Origin of the sequence: Leucobacter aridicollis (assembly GCF_013409595.1) — a bacterium.
Lineage (GTDB): Bacteria > Actinomycetota > Actinomycetes > Actinomycetales > Microbacteriaceae > Leucobacter > Leucobacter aridicollis.
In genome coordinates this window covers 44989-64489 of record NZ_JACCBD010000001.1, presented here as the reverse complement: position 1 = coordinate 64489, position 19501 = coordinate 44989, and the positions used below count along the sequence as shown (strand labels likewise).

Annotated in this window: 18 protein-coding genes and 2 tRNA genes; 14 read left to right on the top strand and 6 right to left on the bottom strand. The window is 67.9% G+C overall.

Translation table 11 applies throughout. From position 1 onward, the window contains the following. Positions 1-132 precede the first annotated feature (132 nt). The gene (locus BJ960_RS00285; RefSeq protein WP_307814718.1) at positions 133-972 is read right to left on the bottom strand and encodes a Sir2 family NAD-dependent protein deacetylase; all 840 of its coding nucleotides are present in this window, start codon (positions 970-972) and stop codon (positions 133-135) included. An 85-nt stretch (positions 973-1057) separates the two neighbouring features. Between BJ960_RS00285 and pyrE the strand changes: the two genes are divergently transcribed. Beyond that, complete coding sequence (gene pyrE / locus BJ960_RS00280) at positions 1058-1612, top strand: orotate phosphoribosyltransferase (protein WP_185985784.1); 555 nt, start codon at positions 1058-1060, stop codon at positions 1610-1612. An 80-nt stretch (positions 1613-1692) separates the two neighbouring features. Next, on the top strand, positions 1693-2478 hold the full coding sequence (locus BJ960_RS00275) for a sulfite exporter TauE/SafE family protein (protein ID WP_185985783.1): 786 nt from the start codon (positions 1693-1695) through the stop codon (positions 2476-2478). Positions 2479-2521: 43 nt separating this feature from the next. Here the strand turns inward: BJ960_RS00275 and BJ960_RS00270 are convergent, their stop codons facing one another. Further along, the gene (locus tag BJ960_RS00270) at positions 2522-3307 is read right to left on the bottom strand and encodes an HAD-IIA family hydrolase (protein ID WP_121074520.1); all 786 of its coding nucleotides are present in this window, start codon (positions 3305-3307) and stop codon (positions 2522-2524) included. Between the two features lie 64 nt (positions 3308-3371). Here BJ960_RS00270 and BJ960_RS00265 point away from each other — a divergent pair, with 64 nt between their 5' ends. The 4 genes from BJ960_RS00265 (at position 3372) to BJ960_RS00250 (ending at position 7936) form a co-directional block, all read left to right on the top strand. After that, positions 3372-5018: a phosphohexomutase domain-containing protein gene (locus BJ960_RS00265; protein WP_185985782.1), complete on the top strand. Its 1647-nt coding sequence runs from the start codon at positions 3372-3374 to the stop codon at positions 5016-5018. Positions 5019-5041: 23 nt separating this feature from the next. Continuing rightward, the gene (gene pheA / locus BJ960_RS00260) at positions 5042-5995 is read left to right on the top strand and encodes a prephenate dehydratase (RefSeq protein WP_185985781.1); all 954 of its coding nucleotides are present in this window, start codon (positions 5042-5044) and stop codon (positions 5993-5995) included. Between the two features lie 415 nt (positions 5996-6410). Continuing rightward, a complete protein-coding gene (locus BJ960_RS00255; protein WP_121074529.1) occupies positions 6411-6764 on the top strand; it encodes a PadR family transcriptional regulator in 354 nt (117 codons plus the stop codon). After that, the gene (locus BJ960_RS00250) at positions 6761-7936 is read left to right on the top strand and encodes a hypothetical protein (protein ID WP_185985780.1); all 1176 of its coding nucleotides are present in this window, start codon (positions 6761-6763) and stop codon (positions 7934-7936) included. The genes BJ960_RS00255 and BJ960_RS00250 overlap by 4 nt, the downstream gene beginning before the upstream one ends. 7 nt (positions 7937-7943) lie before the next feature. On the opposite strand, the gene BJ960_RS00245 is transcribed toward BJ960_RS00250, so the two are convergent. Continuing rightward, positions 7944-8957 carry a diacylglycerol/lipid kinase family protein gene (locus BJ960_RS00245; protein WP_185985779.1) on the bottom strand — a complete coding sequence of 338 codons (1014 nt, stop codon included), beginning with the start codon at positions 8955-8957 and terminating at the stop codon, positions 7944-7946. Positions 8958-8999: 42 nt separating this feature from the next. On the opposite strand from BJ960_RS00245, the gene serS reads away from it, so the two are divergent. The 8 genes from serS (at position 9000) to BJ960_RS00205 (ending at position 14868) form a co-directional block, all read left to right on the top strand. Continuing rightward, positions 9000-10271 carry a serine--tRNA ligase gene (gene serS / locus BJ960_RS00240; RefSeq protein ID WP_185985778.1) on the top strand — a complete coding sequence of 424 codons (1272 nt, stop codon included), beginning with the start codon at positions 9000-9002 and terminating at the stop codon, positions 10269-10271. 3 nt (positions 10272-10274) lie between these two features. Then, positions 10275-11126 (top strand): HAD family hydrolase, encoded by an 852-nt coding sequence (locus BJ960_RS00235; RefSeq protein WP_185985777.1) that lies wholly within the window; start codon positions 10275-10277, stop codon positions 11124-11126. 92 nt (positions 11127-11218) lie between these two features. Next, positions 11219-11309 (top strand) — tRNA-Ser (locus BJ960_RS00230). Between the two features lie 157 nt (positions 11310-11466). Continuing rightward, complete coding sequence (locus tag BJ960_RS00225) at positions 11467-12750, top strand: LCP family protein (RefSeq protein WP_185985776.1); 1284 nt, start codon at positions 11467-11469, stop codon at positions 12748-12750. A 58-nt stretch (positions 12751-12808) separates the two neighbouring features. Beyond that, positions 12809-12900 (top strand) — tRNA-Ser (locus BJ960_RS00220). Positions 12901-13050: 150 nt separating this feature from the next. Continuing rightward, on the top strand, positions 13051-14103 hold the full coding sequence (locus BJ960_RS00215) for a hypothetical protein (RefSeq protein ID WP_185985775.1): 1053 nt from the start codon (positions 13051-13053) through the stop codon (positions 14101-14103). An 82-nt stretch (positions 14104-14185) separates the two neighbouring features. Further along, positions 14186-14581 carry a hypothetical protein gene (locus BJ960_RS00210; protein ID WP_185985774.1) on the top strand — a complete coding sequence of 132 codons (396 nt, stop codon included), beginning with the start codon at positions 14186-14188 and terminating at the stop codon, positions 14579-14581. Between the two features lie 83 nt (positions 14582-14664). Further along, positions 14665-14868, top strand: a complete 204-nt coding sequence (locus BJ960_RS00205; protein ID WP_121074552.1) for a hypothetical protein — start codon at positions 14665-14667, stop codon at positions 14866-14868. 60 nt (positions 14869-14928) lie between these two features. Here the strand turns inward: BJ960_RS00205 and BJ960_RS00200 are convergent, their stop codons facing one another. From BJ960_RS00200 to BJ960_RS00190, 3 genes are read right to left on the bottom strand one after another with little or no spacing between them, the layout of a single operon-like run. Beyond that, entirely contained in the window at positions 14929-15471 is a 543-nt protein-coding gene (locus BJ960_RS00200) for an HPP family protein (protein WP_185985773.1), read from the bottom strand. Positions 15472-15480: 9 nt separating this feature from the next. Next, entirely contained in the window at positions 15481-17307 is a 1827-nt protein-coding gene (locus BJ960_RS00195) for an ABC transporter ATP-binding protein (RefSeq protein WP_185985772.1), read from the bottom strand. Continuing rightward, positions 17304-19124: an ABC transporter ATP-binding protein gene (locus tag BJ960_RS00190; protein ID WP_121074561.1), complete on the bottom strand. Its 1821-nt coding sequence runs from the start codon at positions 19122-19124 to the stop codon at positions 17304-17306. Before BJ960_RS00190 ends, BJ960_RS00195 begins: the two co-directional genes overlap by 4 nt. Positions 19125-19501: the final 377 nt, after the last annotated feature.

Below are 19501 nucleotides of genomic sequence, written 5' to 3'. Positions count from 1 at the left end.
CGTGTGCATTCGCCGGAATCGTGTACACCGGGCGGGCGGCGTTGAAGACCGGGCAGCGCAGCGCAGCGCGCGATACGCCCGGCGCCCCAGCCGAGCCTGGCGGTGGCGGCCCCAGCGTGGCCCTGGCGTGCGCTAGGCCCCGAGTGCGTCGGCGAGCGCCGTGAGCGTCTCCGTCGTGCCGCCGTCGATCCGCACGGCGAGGGATGGGCGGGCGTCGACCGCCGTCGGCCCACGGTTGATGACCGCGAGCGGGTTGCCCAGGCGCTCCGTCTTGTGCACGAGCCGCATTCCGGTATTCACCGCAAGCGAGGATCCGGCCACGAGGAGCGCCGATGAGCGCTCCACGAGTTCCGCTGCTGCGTCGAACACCGCGACCGGCACGGTCTCGCCGAAATACACGACGTCGGGCCGCAGCGTTCCCCCGCAACCTGGGCAGAGCGGCACCCGCACCGACTCGACCTCGGTGACGAGGGCGTCACCGTCTGGCGCGACCTCGGCGTTCGCGTTGCGTTCCGCGTAGCCGGGGTTGAGTGTGTCGAACCAGCCGAGCACCTCGCTCCGGGTCCACCGTTCCCCGCACTGGATGCACCGCATGATCCCGCCGCCTCCATGGAGCTCAACAACGGTGCGGGCTCCGCCTCGCCGGTGCAGGCCGTCAACGTTCTGGGTGATGACGCCGTCGATGTGCCCGGCGGCCTCGAGCCGCGCGAGCGCGCGGTGACCATCGTTGGGTTCGACGGTGTTCATGCGGTTCTGCCCGATCCGGGCCCCCGCCCAGAACCTGCGCCGATAGTGCGGGTCTTCCGTAAACTGCGCGATGTTCATCGGGGTGCGAGGCGGCGTGCCTGCCCCGCGGTAGTCGGGAATTCCCGAGTCCGTGCTCATGCCTGCCCCGGTGAGCACCGCGACCGGGCCGCGCTCGAAGAGTGCTACGAGTTCGGCTAGCCGCGCGTCAGAGATTCCTACGTTCACGCTCTCGAGCATAGAACTCGGTTCCACCGGAGTCACTGTGCTCTCGCTGCGGGCGTAACCACAGCTCCCTCACTAGAATCGAAGCATGACCACCGCGCGCGACCAGCTCATCGAACTCATCAAGTCGGAGGCCGTGTTCCACGGCGACTTCACGCTCACGAGCGGCAAGAAGGCCACCTACTACATCGACCTCCGCAAGCTGTCGCTCGACCACCGCGCGGCCCCGCTCATCGGCCAGGTCATGCTCGACCTCATCGCCGACATTGATGGCGTCGTCGCGGTCGGCGGGCTCACCATGGGCGCGGACCCGATCGCCTCCGCGATCATGCACCAGGGCGTTGCTCGCGGCGAGGTCTACGACTCGTTCGTCGTGCGCAAGGAGCCGAAGGATCACGGCCGCGGCCGCCAGGTCGAGGGCCCGGAGCTCGAGGGCAAGCGCGTCATCGTCGTCGAGGATACGTCGACGACGGGCGGTTCGCCACTGCAGGCTATCGAGGCGCTCGAGAAGGTCGGCGCCGAGGTTGTCGCGGTCGCCGTCGTCGTGGATCGCCAGGCCCCCGCAAAGGCCCGCATCGAAGAAGCGGGCTACGAGTACCGCTTCGCGATCGGCCTCGAGGACCTCGGCCTCGCCCCGCAGTAGCGGCCTGAGGCGCGGGGCTTCCCGCGCCTAGCCTCCGCCCACCGCCGGGACCACTACCGACAAGCAAAGTAGCTCAGACAATGAACGACGTGTCCGTGCGCCCACACGCGCTCCCCCTCATCGCCATCGGCATCCTGGGAGGGCTGCTGTCGGGCCTCTTCGGCATCGGCGGCGGCACGATCATCGTGCCCGCGCTCGCGCTCTGGCTGAGCATGCCGCAGAAGTTATCGGCGGGCACCTCGGTCGCGGCGATCCTGCCGACGGCAATCGTCGGCGCGACCACCTACGCGCTCCAGGGCAACGTCGACTGGCTGGCCGCAGCGCTGCTCGCCGTCGGCATCGTCGTGGGCGCGCAGGTCGGTAGCCACCTGCTGTCGAAGCTGCCCGTCAGCGCGATCCAGTGGGGCTTCATCGCGTTCCTCGCGGTCGTGATCGTGAGCCTCTGGTTCGTCGTGCCGCAGCGCGACGATCAGATCACGATGACCGCGCTCATGGGGGCCCTGCTGGTCGTCGTCGGCTTCGTGACGGGAATCCTGTCGGGCCTGCTCGGAGTGGGCGGCGGGGTTGTCGTCGTGCCGATCCTGATGTTCTTCTTCGGCGCGAGCGATCTCATCGCGAAGGGCACCTCGCTGCTCATGATGATTCCCGGCTCGCTCTCGGGCACGATCGGCAACTTCAAGCGCGGCAACGTCGACCTGCGGGCCGCCGCCTACATCGGCGTCGCCGCGTCGGTCTGCGTGCCGTTCGGCTCGATGTTTGCCGGCTGGATCGACCCGCTCTGGGGCAACATCGCGTTCTCCGCGTATCTCGCGTTCATCGCAACGCAGATGCTCGTGCGCAAGCTCCGGGGCAGGGCAGCCAAGTAGCGCTGAGCGCCGAGCGCCGAGCGCCGAGCGCCGAGCGCCGAGGCTAGTCGAGCAGCTCCGCGACCGAGCCGAGCACCTCGTTCGGGCGGAACGGGAACTTCTCGATCTCCGCCTTGTCCGAGATGCCCGTCATCACGAGCACCGTGTGCAGGCCCGCCTCGATGCCCGCGACGATGTCGGTGTCCATCCGGTCGCCGATCATGCCGGTGTTGTGCGAGTGGGCTCCGATCTTGTTCATCGCGGAGCGGAACATCATCGGGTTCGGCTTGCCGACGACGTACGGCTCCATGCCGGTCGCCTTCGTGATGAGCGCGTTGATCGCGCCCGTCGCGGGCAGCACGCCGTCCGGGCTCGGCCCGGTCGCGTCAGGGTTCGTCGAGATGAAACGCGCGCCCTTGTTGATGAGACGGATCGCCTTCGTGATCGCATCGAACGAGTAGTTGCGCGTCTCGCCAACGACCACGAAGTCGGGGTTCGTTTCGGTCATCACGTAGCCGGCGTCGTGCAGCGCGGTCAGGATCCCTGCCTCACCCAGCACAAACGCCGAGCCACCCGGCTTCTGCTGCTTCAGGAACGCGGCGGTCGCGAGTGCGCTCGTCCAGATCCGCTCCTCGGGAACCTTGATGCCGCTCGCCGCGAGCCGGGCGGAGAGGTCGCGGGCCGTGAAGATCGAGTTGTTCGTGAGCACGAGGTAGGGCTGCTCGTTCGCCGTCCACTGCGCAATGAGCTCGGCGGCGCCCGGGATAGCCCGGTTCTCGTGCACGAGCACGCCGTCCATGTCTGTCAGCCAGCACTCGATAGCCGGACGGTCTTGCTCGATCTCGCTCATGCCTCTCAGACTACTCCGTGAAGGTGAACGCGACGTGGCTTCGTGAGCCTGGCACACTAGGGGTATGGATGTTCGTGCAGGCCTGCTTCCGCGCCCCGAAGACCTCGTCGATGTCGATGCGCTCGTGCGCGCCTATTCGGAGGTCGTGCCCGACCCCGAGGTGCCGGCGCAGCGGGTCGTGTTCGGAACCTCAGGCCATCGCGGCTCCGCGCTCACCGGCTCCTTCAACGAGGCCCACATTACGGCCATTGCGGCGGCCGTTGCCGAGTACCGAGAGTCGCAGGGCATCCGCGGGCCACTGTTCATCGGGGCAGACACCCACGCGCTCTCGGCGCCGGCGGAGCACACCGCGGTCTCGGTGCTCACGACGCTCGGCGTCCACGTGCTGACGAACGCCGGGCAGGGTGATGAGGCATACGTGCCGACGCCGGCACTGAGTCACGCGATCCTCACACACAATCGGGGTCGGGCAGCGGACGATCCTGATCGTGCCGACGGGATCATCGTGACCCCGAGCCACAACCCTCCCGGAGACGGCGGCATCAAGTACAACCCGCCGCACGGCGGTCCAGCGGACACCGACGCCACCGGGTGGATCGCCCAGCGCGCCAACGCCCTGCTCGAAAGCGGTGAGTGGTGGGCGCTCGCGGCGCCGCAGCCCCCGAGCGCGCCGGTCGCGCCCGGCGCATACGACTTCCTCGGCGCCTACGTCGAGGGCCTCGCGAACGCGATCGATATGAAGGCGATCCGGGAGTCAGGCGTCCGCGTCGCCGCCCATCCCCTCGGCGGCGCGAGCGTGGCCTACTGGTCGGCGATCCGCGACCGCTACGAGCTCGATCTCACCGTGCTCGGCGCCGGCGTGGACCCGCAGTTCGCGTTCCTGCACCTCGACTGGGACGGGAAGATCCGGATGGATCCCTCGTCCGCACAGGTCATGTCGACGGTCGCCCCGTACCGCGACGAGTTCGCTATCGTCACCGGAAACGATGCGGACGCCGATAGGCACGGGATCCTCACCCGCGACGGCGGCCTCATGAACCCGAACCACTTCCTCGCGGTCGCAATCGACTACCTGCTCGAACACCGCCCGGATTGGCCCGCGACGGCGGGCGTCGGGAAGACGCTCGTCTCGTCGGCCATGATCGACCGCGTCGTCGCCGCGCACGGTCGCCGGCTCGACGAGGTGCCCGTCGGGTTCAAGTGGTTCGTGCCAGGACTCTCCGACGGCAGCGTCGTGTTCGGCGGCGAGGAGAGCGCCGGCGCGTCCTTCCAGCGGTTCGACGGGACGCCGTGGAGCACGGACAAGGACGGGATCCTGCTGTGCCTGCTCGCCGCCGAAATCCAGGCGGTCACCGGGCAGTCACCCTCCGAGCGCTACGCGCAGCTCGTCGAGCGATTCGGCGAGCCCGCCTACGCGCGCATCGACGCCCCGGCGACCGCCGAACAGAAGGCGCGGCTTTCGGCGCTCGCGGCGTCGGACGTGACGGACGCTGAGCTCGCCGGCGATCCGATCACGTCGATCGCGACGGAGGCCTCAAACGGCGCGGCGATCGGCGGGCTGAAGGTCTCCACCGAGCGCGCCTGGTTCGCGGCCAGGCCATCGGGCACCGAGGACGTCATGAAGATCTACGCCGAGTCCTTCGCGGGGCCGAACCACCTCATCGAGGTGCAGGCAGCGGCGCAGGCGCTCGTCGCGCGGGTGCTCGGCTAGGTTCGCGCGGTACGCTTGGGCTCATGTCACACACCTCGGAACCCACGCGCAGTTACTCCTACCTGGGGCCCGCGGGGACATTTACCGAGGCGGCCCTCAAGCAGGTCGAGGCGGCTCAGGGCCAGACCTGGCGGCCCGTCTCAAACCTTGGCGAGGCACTGAATGACGTCGTGACAGGCGTCAGCGATGCGGCGATGATCGCCATCGAGAACTCCATCGACGGCGGCGTGACCGTTGCGCAGGACGCGCTGGCGACGATCCCTGGCCTGCGCATCATTGGCGAGTACCTCGTACCGGTACGGTTCGTGCTCGTCGCCCGGCCTGGCGTGAAGCTCGAAGACGTGACCGTGGTTGCGGGCCACCCCGTCGCGTACGGCCAGTGCCGTGCCTGGCTCGACGAGGCCCGGCCCCAGCATCGTCACCTCCCCGCGACCTCAAACGTGCAGGCGGCCGCCGATCTCTTCGACGCTGCGAAGCAGGTGGACGCCGCGATCGCGCCCCCAGGCATCGAGGACCACTACGACGTCGAGGTGCTCGCGGAGGGGATCGCTGAGAACCCCGACGCGGTCACCCGCTTCGTGCTCGTCAGCCGGGTCGGCCCCGTCAGCGAACCGACCGGGGCGGACAAGACGTCGCTTATCGCCGAGCTCCCTGAGGATCGTTCCGGCGCGCTGCTCGACCTGCTTGAGCAGTTCGCGACGCGCGGCGTGAACCTGACGCTGCTCGCGTCGCGCCCCATTGGGGATCGGATGGGCCGGTACCGGTTCGTCATCGACGCCGAGGGGCACATCAAAGACGAACGCGTCGCCGACGCCCTGCTCGGGGTGAAACGGTCGAGCCCCAACGTCGTGTTCCTCGGGTCGTACCCGCGGGCCGACAGGGTCTCGGCAGAGTTCCGGCCGGTGCACGACGACAACCGGTTCCGCGATGCGCGCGACTGGCTGCGCGAGGTCATCGAGGGCGTGGACCCGGCCTGACGCGTGGGCTGGGCCTTGGGCCTGGTGGGCCTTTGGGCCTGGTTGGCCTTTGGCGGCTGTAGCTTGGCTGGCGGTGTCTAAGCTTGCGGCGTCTCGGCTGGCGGTGGGCCGGCCCTGAGCCGCCGCTGATCCGCCACTGAGGCACTTCCCCGCAGGAGACCCCCTTGCCAACCGTTGTTCAGGGGGTGCCTTGCAGGAATGGGGCTCTGCGGGGCTGGGGCGTTCGAGGTTCGGCTTTCGCACGAGCACATGATTCTCTCGGAAGCACATCTTAAGTCTGCCCCATAAGGTGTGCGCTCACTAGAACGATGTGCTGGGGCGGTGCCGTGCGGCCGATGGCACACGATATTCTTGACACCGCACTATTGCGTAATGCACACTAGTGCGTACCGGCGAATAACGAAGGGGGTTCCGGGTGGACGGAACACAGCTACTGAAGGGCGTGCTCGACGCCGCCGTTCTCGCTGTCGTGGAGCGCGAGGACGGCTACGGCTACGACGTCGTCAGGCGCCTTCGCGATGCGGGGCTCGACGAGGTCGGCGACGCCTCGGTCTACGGAACGCTTCGACGGCTCTACGCGGCAGGCGCGCTCTCAACCTACGTCGTCCCGTCCGACGGCGGGCCCCACCGGAAGTACTACAGCATCACCCCGAGCGGGCGGGAACTGCTCGACGAGCAGCGCGGCAGCTGGCGCCAGTTCTCGGAAACACTCAGCGCGCTGATCTCGCCCGCGACACCCTCGACGAGCCCAGAAGGAGCCCCAGCATGAACGTCAGCGTCTCACAGACCAACGCCCAGCGGGCCGAGGCGTTCACCGCCGAGGTTCGCTCCCATCTGAGCGATCTTCCGACGGACGAGCTTGACGAGCTCCTCGACGGCCTGGGGGCAGACATCACCGAGCGCCTCAGCGAGGGCGACTCGCTGGATTCACTCGGCGACGCCGCGCACTACGCGGAAGAGCTTCGGCAGGCCGCAGGTCTCCCCGTCCGCGCCACCGCGAAGCCCGCGAAGCTCACGACTGCCGAACGGGTAGAACGCCTGAAGCAGCGGGGCGCCACGTGGTTCGACGCGACTCCCGGCAGGCAGGGGTTCCGTGACCTGATGGTCTCCCTTCGCCCCGTCTGGTGGGTGCTGCGCGCCGTCGTCGGCGCCTGGGTCGCGCTATTGCTGCTCCAGCATCCGCTCGTCAACGGCTTTCCGATCTCCTTCTGGTCGCTCGTATTTACGCTCGCCTTGATCGTTGTGAGCGTGCAGTGGGGACGGGGACGGTGGCTGCCACACCAGTGGCTCGTCCGCGTGCGTGATATCGCCAACGTCGCCGCCGTGATCCTCACGGTGCCGTTCCTCGTCGCAAGCTGGGCGAACATCAGCACCCCGAGGGTCGACTACATCGTCGAGGACATGAGCTACCAGGGCCTCGCCCACAACGGTGGACAGATCACCAACATCTACGCCTACGACTGCGCGGGGAACCTGCTCGAGGCAGTGCGGCTGTACGACCAGGACGGCAACCCGCTCACCACAATGGGCGAAGACGAGCCAACCCCGCCGGACAGCTGGGTCGAGGGCGAGGACCGCAGCTACGCGCACTCGTTCAACCCTGTCGCGCGCGACGCGGAGGCGTGGAACGTGTTCCCCCTCAGCAACGCCCCCTACTCGGATGTGACGGGAGAGCCCGGCGCCCCCGCCGCCGCGCAGCCACAGCGGACAGAGCTCCCGCCGCTGTCGCGAGACTGTGTCGACCCTGCGGCGAGCGCCGACAACGCCGACAGCGCCGAGGGCGCCACCACGGAGGGGGCTGCCACGGACGACGCCGAGGGCGAGGGGCCCGCCACCCCGGAGAAGCCCGCGAACGACGGCTCAGCCGAGACTGACCGCCCGGCCGCGGCGGTGGCGGCTTCTTCGAGCCGGACAACTCCCGGTCAACCGGCGTCGAGGTAGGGCGATGTTATTCAGGCCGCTGCCAGCCGGGAAGCACGCGGACGATGAGGGCACCCGGGTCCACCTGGCCGCGGACCTCGACCGCAAGGCCGAAGTCATCGCCGTCGAGCTGAACAGGCTCAGGGCCCTCCACGGCAAGCGAGTACTCTCGAGCGCGGACATAGGTCACGTTCTTCGTGTCGTTGACGAGGTCAATGATCCGGCGCCCCGCCTTCGTCTTCCTAAGCACGCCGTTCTCCCAGCCGATCTTGTTCCAGATCCTGATCCACGAGAACGGACCGAGCGGCCGAAGCGCGACGACGTCGAGTAGCCCGTCGTCGATGCTCGCGTCAGGGATGAGCAGCACGCCGCCGGGAAGCAGGCCGCAGTTGCCGATCATCACGGTGTAGACGGTGAGGCGCTTGGCCTCCGAGCCGTCCATCGAATACTGGATCTCGAGGGGCTTATCTTTGACCATCGTGCGCACGCCGGCGTCGACGTAGGCGAGCCAGCCGACTCGCTTCTTCAGCTTCGACCGCGTCGCCCGAATCGCGCGAGCATCGAGCCCCATGCCGGCGAGCACCAGAAAGGCGTGCTCCTCCTCGTCCGAGGCGCCGTGCTCATCCGCGGGGCGCACGATCGTCATGCTCCCGAGGTCAATGGTTCGTCCCGATCCGAAGAAGGCGGCCTCCACCGCCGCCTGGAGGTCGCCCAGCGGCATGCCGATGTTGCGGGCGAGCAGGTTGCCCGTGCCCTGGGGCACGATCGCGAGCGGCACCTCCGTATACCTGAGGCCCTCGGCGATCGCGCGAACCGTGCCGTCCCCGCCGGCGCCGAGCACGACGCTTGCCCCGTGAGCAATGGCGCGCTTCGCCGCGGCAAGCCCCGCGTCCTCGGCCTCAGTCTCGTACCATCGCGTGCTCGACCAGCCGGCTTTCGCCTCGGCCGCCTCGACGGCGCTCCGCAGCCCCGCGACGTCAGTTTTCAGCGGGTGGTACACAACCGCTGCGTGCGGCTGCGTGCGGCTGGGGACCATACTCATGGATCAATCGTAGCCGCGAGCCCGGCGCGCTAGGCTAAGGGGGTGATCGATCCAGTACTTCTCCGCAACGATCCCGACGTCGTGAAGCGCTCGCAGCGCGCCCGAGGCAACGATGAGTCGGTTGTAGACGAGGCGCTCGCGGCTGATGCCGCCCGCCGCGAGGCACGTGGCGAGTTCGAGCGGCTGCGCTCGGAGCAGAAGTCGGTCGGCGAAACCGTGAAGACCGCTGCGAAGGAAGACAAGCCCGCGCTCATCGCCAAGGCGCAGGAGTTCGCTGCGCAGGTGAAGGCAGCCGAGGCTCGCGCGAAGGAAGCCGACCAGGAGTTCGAGCGCGTTGCCTCGCGCATTGAGAACATTGTCATCGACGGCGTCCCCGCAGGCGGTGAAGACAACTTTGTCACGCTCCGCACCGTCGGCGAGATTCCCGAGTTCGATTTTGAGCCGCGCGAACACCTCGCCCTCGGCGAACTCCTCGGCGCGATCGATATGGAGCGCGGCGCGAAGGTCTCCGGCGCACGCTTCTACTTCCTGCGCGGCGTTGGCGCGCGTCTCGAGATCGCGCTCATGAACATGGCCCTCGACCTCGCGATGCGCAACGATTTCACCCCGCTCATCACCCCGACGCTCGTGAAGCCCGAAATCATGGGCGGAACGGGCTTCCTCGGTGAGCACGCCGACGAGGTGTATCACCTGGAGGATCAGGATCTGTACCTCACCGGCACGAGCGAGGTCGCGCTGGCCGGGTACCACTCCGATGAGATCCTCGACATCTCGCGCGGGCCCGTCCGCTACGCTGGCTGGTCGACCTGCTACCGCAGCGAGGCCGGCTCGCACGGCAAGGACACCCGTGGCATCTTGCGCGTGCACCAGTTCAACAAGCTCGAGATGTTCGTCTACACCGATCCCGCGAATGCGGAGGCCGAGCACGACCGCCTCGTCGCCTGGCAGGAGGAAATGCTGCAGGCCCTCGGCCTGAGCTACCGCGTGATCGACGTCGCCGCAGGCGACCTCGGCTCCAGCGCTGCGCGCAAGTTCGACATCGAGGCGTGGGTCCCGACGCAGGGCACCTTCCGCGAGCTCACGTCGACCTCAAACTGCACCACCTTCCAGTCGCGCCGACTGCAGACGCGCTTCCGCACCGAGAGCGGCAAGACCGCGCCGGTCGCGACGCTCAACGGCACGCTGGCCACGACTCGCTGGATCGTCGCGATCCTCGAAACCCACCAGAACGCTGACGGCAGCGTGACTGTTCCCGAGGCGCTGCGCCCGTACCTCGGTGGACTTGAAGTACTCAGCCCGGTAGAAGGAACGTAATCAATGCAGGATCGCCACATCATCGCCCTCGACCTCGACGGAACCGTGCTGCGTCACGGGTTTGAAGGCGCGGGTGACCATGCCGCTGGCGGGATCATCGATCCCGAGCTCGCAGAGGCGATCCGCACGCTGCACGAATCCGGCCAGGAGGTCATCGTCTCCACCGGGCGATCCGTCGACGCGACCCTGCCAATCGTCGAGCGCCTGGGCATTCGGCCCGACTGGGTCGTCACGGCGAACGGCGCCGTCACGCTGAAGCGCGATCCGTTTGGTACGCGGGGTTACCGGCGCGAGTACGTCGAGGCGTTCAACCCGACTGACGCACTGCAGAAGATTCGTCCGCAGCTCACGACCGCGCACTTCGCCGTCGAGCTCGCTGACGGCACGTTCCTGTACACGAAGGAGATCCCGTCGGGGACCCTCCCGTCGAATCAGCGCCGGGTCGCGTTCGAGGATCTGCTCGGCGTGCAGGCAGCGCGCGTCATCGTGTTCTCCCCCGACTACCGTGTCGAGGAATTCATGAGCGCCATCGAGTCGCTCGGGCTGACCCACGTCTCGTATGCCGTCGGCACGAGCTCCTGGCTGGACATTGCTCCCGATGGCGTCACGAAGGCGAGCGCGCTCGAGGTGCTTCGCGCGAAGCTCGGCGTGGACGCCGCGAACGTGTTCGCCGCCGGTGACGGCCGCAACGACATCGAGATGCTCGAATGGGCCGGCCGCCGCGGTGTCTCGGTCGCGATGGGCCAGGCCGTCGACGAGGTGAAGGCCGCGGCAACCGAGGTGACCGCGACCGCGGAGGCGGGCGGGCTGCTGCTCGCGCTGCGCAAGCGCTTCCCTGAACTGCTCGCCAGTTAGGCGAGGCTGCGCGCGGGCGCTCCCACAAGCGGTGCGCCCCGAGTCTCACACAGTGGAACGTTTCCCGGCGAACATTTGCTAGGCTCTTCTGCGGAGGGTTGTCCGAGCGGCCGAAGGAACTTGTCTTGAAAACAAGCAGGCGGTAACCCCGTCTCAGGAGTTCAAATCTCCTACCCTCCGCCAGGTGAAAGCCCCCGATCAGGCACTTCGTGCCGGGGTCGGGGGCTTTCTCATTGACAGGATTTTCTCTGCCCGCCTCAGGATGCCCCCAGGGCTCTCGGGTAAATTGGGGAAATCTTGCGGACGTTTGTGCCGCAGCGACAAGCAAGGGGAACACCGCATGGCGAGAAGGACGCAGCCGGAACAGCCGCGCCGATCAGTCGTACGCCACGGACGGCTGTCTCGCTCCTCGTCGGTGAAGAACTTCAGCAGGTTCCTGCTCACCACGTTGCTCGTCGTGGCCTTCTCCGGTGTCGCGACCGCCGCATACGCCGTGTGGGGCTTCGTGAACAGCGCGAAGACCGTTGATCTGGGCGGCCCGAGCGAGGCGATTGGCGCCGGCAAGCAGTCGATTGACGGCGAGCTCACGATCCTGCTCGCCGGCTCCGACACCCGCGCCGGCCAGGGCTACGACGACGGCGAAGAGGGCGAGCTCAACGACGTTAACCTGCTCCTGCACGTCTCCGCCGACCACAAGAACGCCACGGTCGTCAGCTTCCCGCGCGACCTCATGGTGCCGATCCCGAGCTGCCCGAGCGAGGACGGCGAGGAAGACTTCTACCCAGCCATGAGCGAGCAGCAGCTCAACACGGCGATGGGGTACGGCGGGCTCCCCTGCGTCGCACGCACGATCTCCGAGCTCACCGGCATGGACATCCCGTACGCAGCGATGATCACGTTCGACGGTGTTGTCGGGATCTCGGAGGCCGTTGGCGGCGTCGAGGTCTGCCTGACTGAGCCGCTCGTCGACCCGAAAACGGATCTCGACCTCCCGGCCGGAATGAACACGCTTGAAGGCTGGGACGCACTGCAGTTCCTGCGCACCCGCTACGGTGTCGGCGACGGCAGCGACATCTCGCGCATCAACAACCAGCAGGTCTTCATGTCGTCGCTCATGCGGAAGCTGAAGAGCGCCGAGACGCTGTCCGACCCGTTCAAGGTGTGGAACCTTGCGAAGGCTGCGGTCGACAACATGCTGCTGTCCGAGAGCATGAAGAGCATGCAGTTCATGCAGGCCGCGGCCGGCACTGTCCGCGACATCGATCTCGGCAATATCAACTTCGTGCAGTACCCCACGGTCGACCACCCGTACCAGTCGGGCCGGCTCCTCCCGAACTCCGAGCTCGCGGCCGTGCTCATGGAGACGCTCCAGAGCGGCGCGGCGTTCGACGTCACCGGAACTGGCGGCGCGGTCGCAACGCCAGACGACGCGACTACTGAGACGCCCGAAACGCCTGCAACCGAGGCCCCGGCGACGGAGACGCCCGCGACGCCCGAGGGTGAGGCGCCTGCGACCAACGGCAGCACTCCGACCGAGGGCGGCGATCGCGTGCAGCTGCCTCCCGAGATCACCGGCCTGAAGCCCGATGTCGAAACCTGTTCGGTGGGTCGCACAAACTACTAGTCCAAGGATTTCCTGGCTCAGGATTTTCCCGTTAGACTAAGTGGCGTTGCCTGCTCATGGAGACGTGCCGGAGCGGCCGAACGGACTTCACTGCTAATGAAGGGTCGGGGTTAAACTCGACCGGGGGTTCAAATCCCCCCGTCTCCGCCATAGACAGGTAACACACGAAGGCCCCACTCCTCGGAGCGGGGCCTTCGTGTTTCTGCGGCGCGCGACACCCCGCACGCGACGGCCGGTGCGCATCCTCGACGTTCCCATAGCTTTGGGGTAGCGTGTAGGCACTCGCACCAGGGGGGAGTGATGCGGAAAACATTCGCAGGCACCATCGCATTGGCCGCCGCCGGGCTCATGGTCAGCGGCGGGCTCGTGGCGGCGAGCCCCGCGCCAGCGCATGCGGATCACCCGAACACAGTCTGCTCCTTTTGGGGCGGCGAGGCCGACTCTTTCCATGTGCGCGTTGACTGGCTCGCTGGGCGCAGCTTCAGGGTCGCGATCACTGACTTCACGCTCGTCTCGCAGGCGAGCCTGACCGGCGACGCCTTCGTCCCGCTCCCGCTCGACCCGAGCCTGCGTGTCGGCGCGAACACCGTCGAGGTCGGCGAGGGCCTCGCGGTCTCCGACGTCACGATCTCGCAGGCGGTCGCGCTCGAGCACGCGGGCGCGACGCCGACCGATCCGATCGCGAACTACCTCAGGATCGGCGCCGCGCCGTGGGAGTCTGTCGAGGTCAGCGGGCAGGCGATCTCCTGGGTGCAGGACATCGACGCCCGCAGCGACGAACGTGGTGTCCAGCTCACGCCGAGCGCTGGCGGCCCTCCAGCTGAGCTACGGGCCGCGTCCGCTGGCGTGCTCGATTTCACGTTGACGCTTCCCGACACCGCCAGCGGCGAGGTCACGCTTCTGAGCGGACTTACATCGACCCACACCGATGCGACGTTCGATGACGAGGCCGGCACGTGGGAGCCCGGCGCACCGCACACGCTCGCCGTCCCGGGCTGCTCAGTCACGGTCGAGGCCGCGGACCCCGACGCGACCACACGGGAGACGCCGGAGCCAACAGCGGAGGCGCCACCCGCGGAGCGGGAGAACGGCGAGCGCGACCGCGCCGAGGCCGGAGCCGAGGAGGCGCCAGCGCGGGGCGAGTCGGCCGCCGCTGACCCCGAGGCAGATCAGGATCGGGCTACGCCGACGCCGACCACGACACCACCGGCGCAGCGCTCCGGCAGCGAGAGGGAGCAGGACGCACGCATCGCGGAGGCTGGCTCGCCGTCGGGGCTTCTCATGATCCTGATCGCCGGTGGCGCGGCGATCCTCGGAATGACGCTGCTCGCGGGTTCACGGCGGTGCCTGTAGGGTCGCCCTTCCCCGACGCCGCCTTGGAACCGCATAGCGTTGTCGGATAGCGTTAGGCATTCGCTATCCCGGGAGGCACCACATGAAGCACCCAATTCCAGCCGTCGCGGCCGTCGCACTCACCGCCCTTCTGCTCGCGGGCTGCGCGGGAAGCGGGGAGCCCCCGGCGCCCACCGAGTCGAAGCCCTCGGCAGAGGAAATCAAACAGTTCATCACCGACGGCACGCTTCCAGCGGGGTTTCCTCAGGACGCTGAGGGCGTCCGCGTGATTCAGCAGGGTGCGCAGATCGCGGCGTCGTGGAAGGGCAGTCCGATTGATGCCGACTGCGTCCCGAGCACGGACGGGCCTGGGGCCTACGCGAGCGCGCTGCTCCTGATGGACGTCGGGATTCAGCAGGCGGAGAAGTGCGGCGACATCTGGCAGGCCTCACAGGCGGATGGGTCGCGGATCTTCTGGAACACCAGCCGCGAGGCGTAGTCGGGCGACACACAGCCGCCACTGAGCAATCCTCCAGCTTGGCGTTCTACGGTTGCAACCCACGCAAAACCTAGGAGGCACAGATGAATGACAAGCGCACTCACGAAGCCGACGAGGCCGCCGTCGTAGCCGACCACGAGGACTCGCCAGAGACGATCGACGAGCCGGTGCTCGACGGCGCGAACGAGGCCGACGATCCTGACGTGGATCCACGCAAGGGCATGGAAGACCCGCAACTCATCCGGGACACAGAGGCAGAGCGGCCGACGGTCCACCCCTACCTGTAAGGCAGAGTCCTGGAAGGCGGAGTGTGCGGGACAAACGGCCCGGACACCGCCCCGCACCGGTCAGCGAATCGCCGACCGGTGCGGATAGGTTGCTCCAGTCAGGCGGTGCCACACCAGCGCGATCACGACGATCGAGACGGCGCTCACGAGCACCGGGGCAACAAGGTAACTCCAGCTCGCTCCCGTGACGCACACGACCACGGCGTTCGCGACCGCTGGCGGGTGGAGCACGCGGAGCACCAGCATCGCGACGACCGAAAGCGCCGCGGCCAGCGCCCCGGCGAGGGATGAGGCGAGCTCTCCGTCCCACCACCCCGCGTGCGGGATCGCCCCGATGCCGAGGCCGACAGCTGCCGAGACCATGTGGCCGCCGACGACGGCACTGGGTTGCGACACCGGGGCCTCAGGCAGCGCGAATACGAGCAGGCAGCTCGGCGCGAAGCCGAGGAACAGCAGCGTGAGGTCCATCGATGTTCCGAGGGCCCCGAGCAGCGCAACAGCGCCGCCAGTGCCGAGCGCCGCGAACGCGATCCTGCGCCACGGGAGGCGGGGCTGCGTGCTCCTCACGAGCGACCGCAGCCCCTCGCCCCACCGTTTGTGCACGGCTCTACCTTACGCGAGCGAGTCTTCCCAGGCCGCATGCAGCCCGGCGAAGCGGCCCCCGGCGGCGATCAACTCCTGTGGCGAACCGTCCTCGACAACGCGACCGTGCTCCATCACCAGCACCCGGTCCGCAATCGCGACCGTGGAAAGCCGGTGCGCGATGATGATCGCCGTGCGGTCCGCGAGGAGCCGCTGCAGCGCGTCCTGCACGAGACGCTCGCTCGGCAGATCCAGCGACGCGGTCGCCTCATCGAGAATCAGCACGGCCGGGTCCGCGAGGAAGGCGCGCGCAAACGAAACAAGCTGACGCTGACCAGCTGACACGCGGCCGCCACGCTTGTTCACGTCGGTGTCATACCCGTCGGGCAGCGCCTCGATGAACTCGTGCGCGCCAACCGCCGTGGCCGCAGCGACGATCTCTTCTCTGGTCGCGTCAGGCTTGCCGAGCGCGATGTTCTGCGCGATCGTGCCGCTGAACAGGTAGGCCTCCTGCGTGACCATGACGATCGCACGCCGCATGTCGACGGGGTCGAGCGCACGCAGGTCGACGCCATCAAGCGTCAACGCACCCTCGGTGGGGTCGTAGAAGCGCGCCACGAGTTTGGCGAGCGTCGACTTCCCGGCACCCGTCGTTCCCACGAGCGCGATCGTCTGCCCGGCAGGGATATCGAGGTTGCAGTCCGCAAGCACGACGCGTGGGTCGTCAGCCCCGCCGTAGCGGAAGCTCACGCCGTCGAACTTCAACTCGCCCCGCGCCGCCGGCAGCGCGACGGGCTGCTCGGGATCCTGCACCGTCGGCTCCTCCTCCAGCACGCCTGACACCTTCTCCAGCGCGGCGACGGCCGACTGGTAGGAGTTCAGGAACATCGCAACGTCCTCGAGCGGGCCGAAGAAGTTGCGCACGTGCAGCACTGCCGCGAGCAGCACGCCGACCGCGAGCGCGTTGTCGGTGACGCGGAACGCGCCCCAGAGCAGCACGGCGGCGATCGTGATGTTGCCGAGCAGCACAAGCCCCGGATCGAGCACACCGAAGAGGTTCACGACGCGCAGATTCGCGCGGCGGTAGTCGTCAGACACCTTCGCGAACGCCTTATCGTTGCGCTTCTCTCGCCGGAACGCCTGCACCGCCCGAATGCCGGTCATCGTCTCGACGAACTGCACGATGAGCCGCGCGCTGACCGTTCGGGTCGCGCGGAATCCCTTCTGCGATTCGATGACGAACCACCACATGAGCAGTCCGAGCGGCAGTCCCATGCAGACGAGCAGCACGCCGGAGCGCCAGTCGATGAGGAACAGCGCGATGAGCGTGAACGAGCCCAGCAGCACAGCATCGATGAGTTCCGAGAGGCTGCCGTCAAGCAGCTCCTGGATCGATTCAAGGTCACTCGTCTGCCGCGAGATGATGCGGCCCGACGTGTATCCCTCGTGGAATTCGAGGCTCAGCCGTTGCGTGTGCCTGAAGATGCGCGTACGCAGCTCGAGCATCACGGCCTGCGTGAGCTTCGCGATGAGCACGACGTACCAGCCGACGAGCGCGGCTCCGCCGCCGCCGATCACGAGGTACGCGAGCGAGATCCCGATCGCCGGACCCCAGTCGCCCTGCTCGACCGCGCGGGGCAGCGCCTCGTCGATACCAAACGCGATGAGCGAGGGGCCGATCGCGCGGAATACGGCCGACGCGATGACGACCGCGGCGGTGAGGATGATGAGCCGCCGGAACGGCCCAAGGAGCGAGGCGAGCAGCCTGAGCGACCGTCGCCTGATGGCGCGACTCTCCTCGCGCGTGTAGCTGCTGCGGTCTTCGCCGCGCGTCCCGCGGACGCTCTCCGGGCTCATCGTGCCACCTCCTCGGTGCCGTTGTTGTCGGGTTCTTCGCCGGCCTCAAGCGACGTGATGAGGTAGCGGTAGTGATCGCTCGTGCGCAGTAGCTCGCTGTGGGTGCCGACCGCGACGACGCGGCCGCGCTGCATGACCGCAACGCGATCAGCCATCGAGACCGTCGACGGCCGGTGTGCAACGATCAGCGCAGTCGTGCTCGCGAGTACGCGGCGAAGCGCCGCCTCGACGAGCGCCTCGGTGTCGACGTCGAGCGCTGACAGCGGGTCATCGAGCACGAGCACGTCCGGCGCTGCGGCAACCACGCGGGCAAGCGCGAGGCGCTGCCGCTGGCCGCCGGACAGGCTCATGCCCTCCTCGCCGACCTCGGTGTCGAGGCCCTCGGGCAAGTCGTAGGCGAACCCCGCCTGCGCGACGTCGAGCGCCTCGCGAAGCACGCGGTCGGCCTCGGGACCGGCAGGATCGAGGTCGTCACGACCGAGCAGCACGTTGTCGCGCACACTGGCAGAGAAGAGGATCGGATCCTCAAACGCCACGCCGATACGTCGCCGGAGCTCCTCGAGCCTGAGCTCGCGGACATCGACGCCGTCGAGTTCGACCGAGCCCGCCGTCACGTCGTACAAGCGAGTCGGCAGCGCGGTCAGGGTCGTCTTGCCGGAGCCCGTCGCGCCAACGAGCGCCATCGTCTCGCCGGGCCGCAGCACGAGGTCGAGCCCATCGACGAGGTCGCGCTCGCTGTCGCGGGCGTCCGGGAACCGGAAGTGCACGCCCCGGAACGCGAGTTCGCCGCGCGGGTGCTCCACGGTGCGTGGGTGCTCGGGATCGGTGATCGTGATCTCGGCGTCGAACACCTCGAAGACGCGGTCGGTCGCGGTGCGGGCGTCGATGAGGAACGAGAACAGGAACCCGAGCGAGTTCATCGGCCAGCGCACCGCCGCGGCGAGCGCGAAGAAGCCGAAGAGCTCTCCCACCGTGAGCTGCCCAAGGCTCGCGAGCACGATGCCAGTGAACAGGCAGGCGCCGAGCGCGAGGAACGGCACGAGGTCGTACCAGAACCAGATGAGCCCGACCTCGCGGGCCTTGCGCATCTCCGTGCCGCGGAGCGACTCGGCCTGCTCGCGGAACTTCGCGAGCGAGTGACCGCCGCGGCCGAACGCCTTCAGTACGCGAATGCCGTGCACGCTCTCCTCGACCGCGGTCGCAAGGTCGCCCGACTGGTCCTGGCTCGTGCGCGAGAGCGCGCCGTACTTCTGCTCGAAGCTGTAGCCGACGATCCAGATCGGCAGCGAGCAGATGAAGAACACGGTTCCCAGCACCCAGTGCCAGCGGAACAACAGCCCGATGCCGATGAGCATCGTGAGCACGTTCACGACGAGCATGATCATGCCGAACGTCAGCCAGCGGCGGATCAGCCCGATGTCCTGCATCATGCGGCTCAGCAGCTGGCCCGACTGCCACCGGTCGTGGAAGGCGACGGGAAGCCGCTGCAGCCGCTCGTAGAACGTCTGGCGGATCGTGAATTCGACCTCGGTCATGGGGCGCAGCACGAAGCGGCGGCGCAGGAAGATGAACAGTGCCTCGGCGATACCGAGCGCGAGGACGGCGGCCACGCCCCAGATGATCGCGGAGCGGTCGCCGGTGAGCAGCGGCCCGTCAACGACCTCCTGCAGCACGATCGGGATGGCGAGGCTTGCGACCGAACCGGCGAGCGCGACGAGCAGACCCGCGAGGATCCACCACTTGGCGGGCTTGGCGAAGGGAATCAGCCTGGCGAGCGCCTTGGGCAGAGACAGTGAAGCAGAGGATGAAGAAGACATGGTCCCTAAAACGAGAGAGGTGCGCACGGAGAGCGCGGATGCTGTGGAGAGAGAGGTGGCCTGGAACGGCCGAGGTCTAGTGTCCGGTCAGCGGGTTGCCTGGACGGAGAGACGGTGTAAACGTGACGATTCGAAACATGGTCTTCTCCTTTCCAGGTCGTAGGGATTCCAAGAAGACACCCTATCTACATCTCTCGAAACGGCGCAAGCACTATTTCTGCGCCACGCCGGACAGCGGGCCGGCGCCCGCATTCCGCCAACTCGCCCTTTCTCTGCAACACGCCCCCTTCCCGACGGTTGGGAAGGGGGCATTCCGCAGGGAAGGTACTCGTTCGCGCGGCGTGGGCAGGGCAAGGCAGGGCAGGGCAAGGCAAGGC

Coding starts and splice junctions, on each gene's coding strand:
- pyrE (WP_185985784.1), top strand. CDS start 1,058: ATGACCACCGCGCGCGACCAGCTCATCGAACTCATCAAGTCGGAGGCC.
- BJ960_RS00275 (WP_185985783.1), top strand. CDS start 1,693: ATGAACGACGTGTCCGTGCGCCCACACGCGCTCCCCCTCATCGCCATC.
- BJ960_RS00270 (WP_121074520.1), bottom strand. CDS start 3,307: ATGAGCGAGATCGAGCAAGACCGTCCGGCTATCGAGTGCTGGCTGACA.
- BJ960_RS00265 (WP_185985782.1), top strand. CDS start 3,372: ATGGATGTTCGTGCAGGCCTGCTTCCGCGCCCCGAAGACCTCGTCGAT.
- pheA (WP_185985781.1), top strand. CDS start 5,042: ATGTCACACACCTCGGAACCCACGCGCAGTTACTCCTACCTGGGGCCC.
- BJ960_RS00250 (WP_185985780.1), top strand. CDS start 6,761: ATGAACGTCAGCGTCTCACAGACCAACGCCCAGCGGGCCGAGGCGTTC.
- BJ960_RS00245 (WP_185985779.1), bottom strand. CDS start 8,957: ATGAGTATGGTCCCCAGCCGCACGCAGCCGCACGCAGCGGTTGTGTAC.
- BJ960_RS00235 (WP_185985777.1), top strand. CDS start 10,275: ATGCAGGATCGCCACATCATCGCCCTCGACCTCGACGGAACCGTGCTG.
- BJ960_RS00225 (WP_185985776.1), top strand. CDS start 11,467: ATGGCGAGAAGGACGCAGCCGGAACAGCCGCGCCGATCAGTCGTACGC.
- BJ960_RS00215 (WP_185985775.1), top strand. CDS start 13,051: ATGCGGAAAACATTCGCAGGCACCATCGCATTGGCCGCCGCCGGGCTC.
- BJ960_RS00210 (WP_185985774.1), top strand. CDS start 14,186: ATGAAGCACCCAATTCCAGCCGTCGCGGCCGTCGCACTCACCGCCCTT.
- BJ960_RS00205 (WP_121074552.1), top strand. CDS start 14,665: ATGAATGACAAGCGCACTCACGAAGCCGACGAGGCCGCCGTCGTAGCC.
- BJ960_RS00195 (WP_185985772.1), bottom strand. CDS start 17,307: ATGAGCCCGGAGAGCGTCCGCGGGACGCGCGGCGAAGACCGCAGCAGC.
- BJ960_RS00190 (WP_121074561.1), bottom strand. CDS start 19,124: ATGTCTTCTTCATCCTCTGCTTCACTGTCTCTGCCCAAGGCGCTCGCC.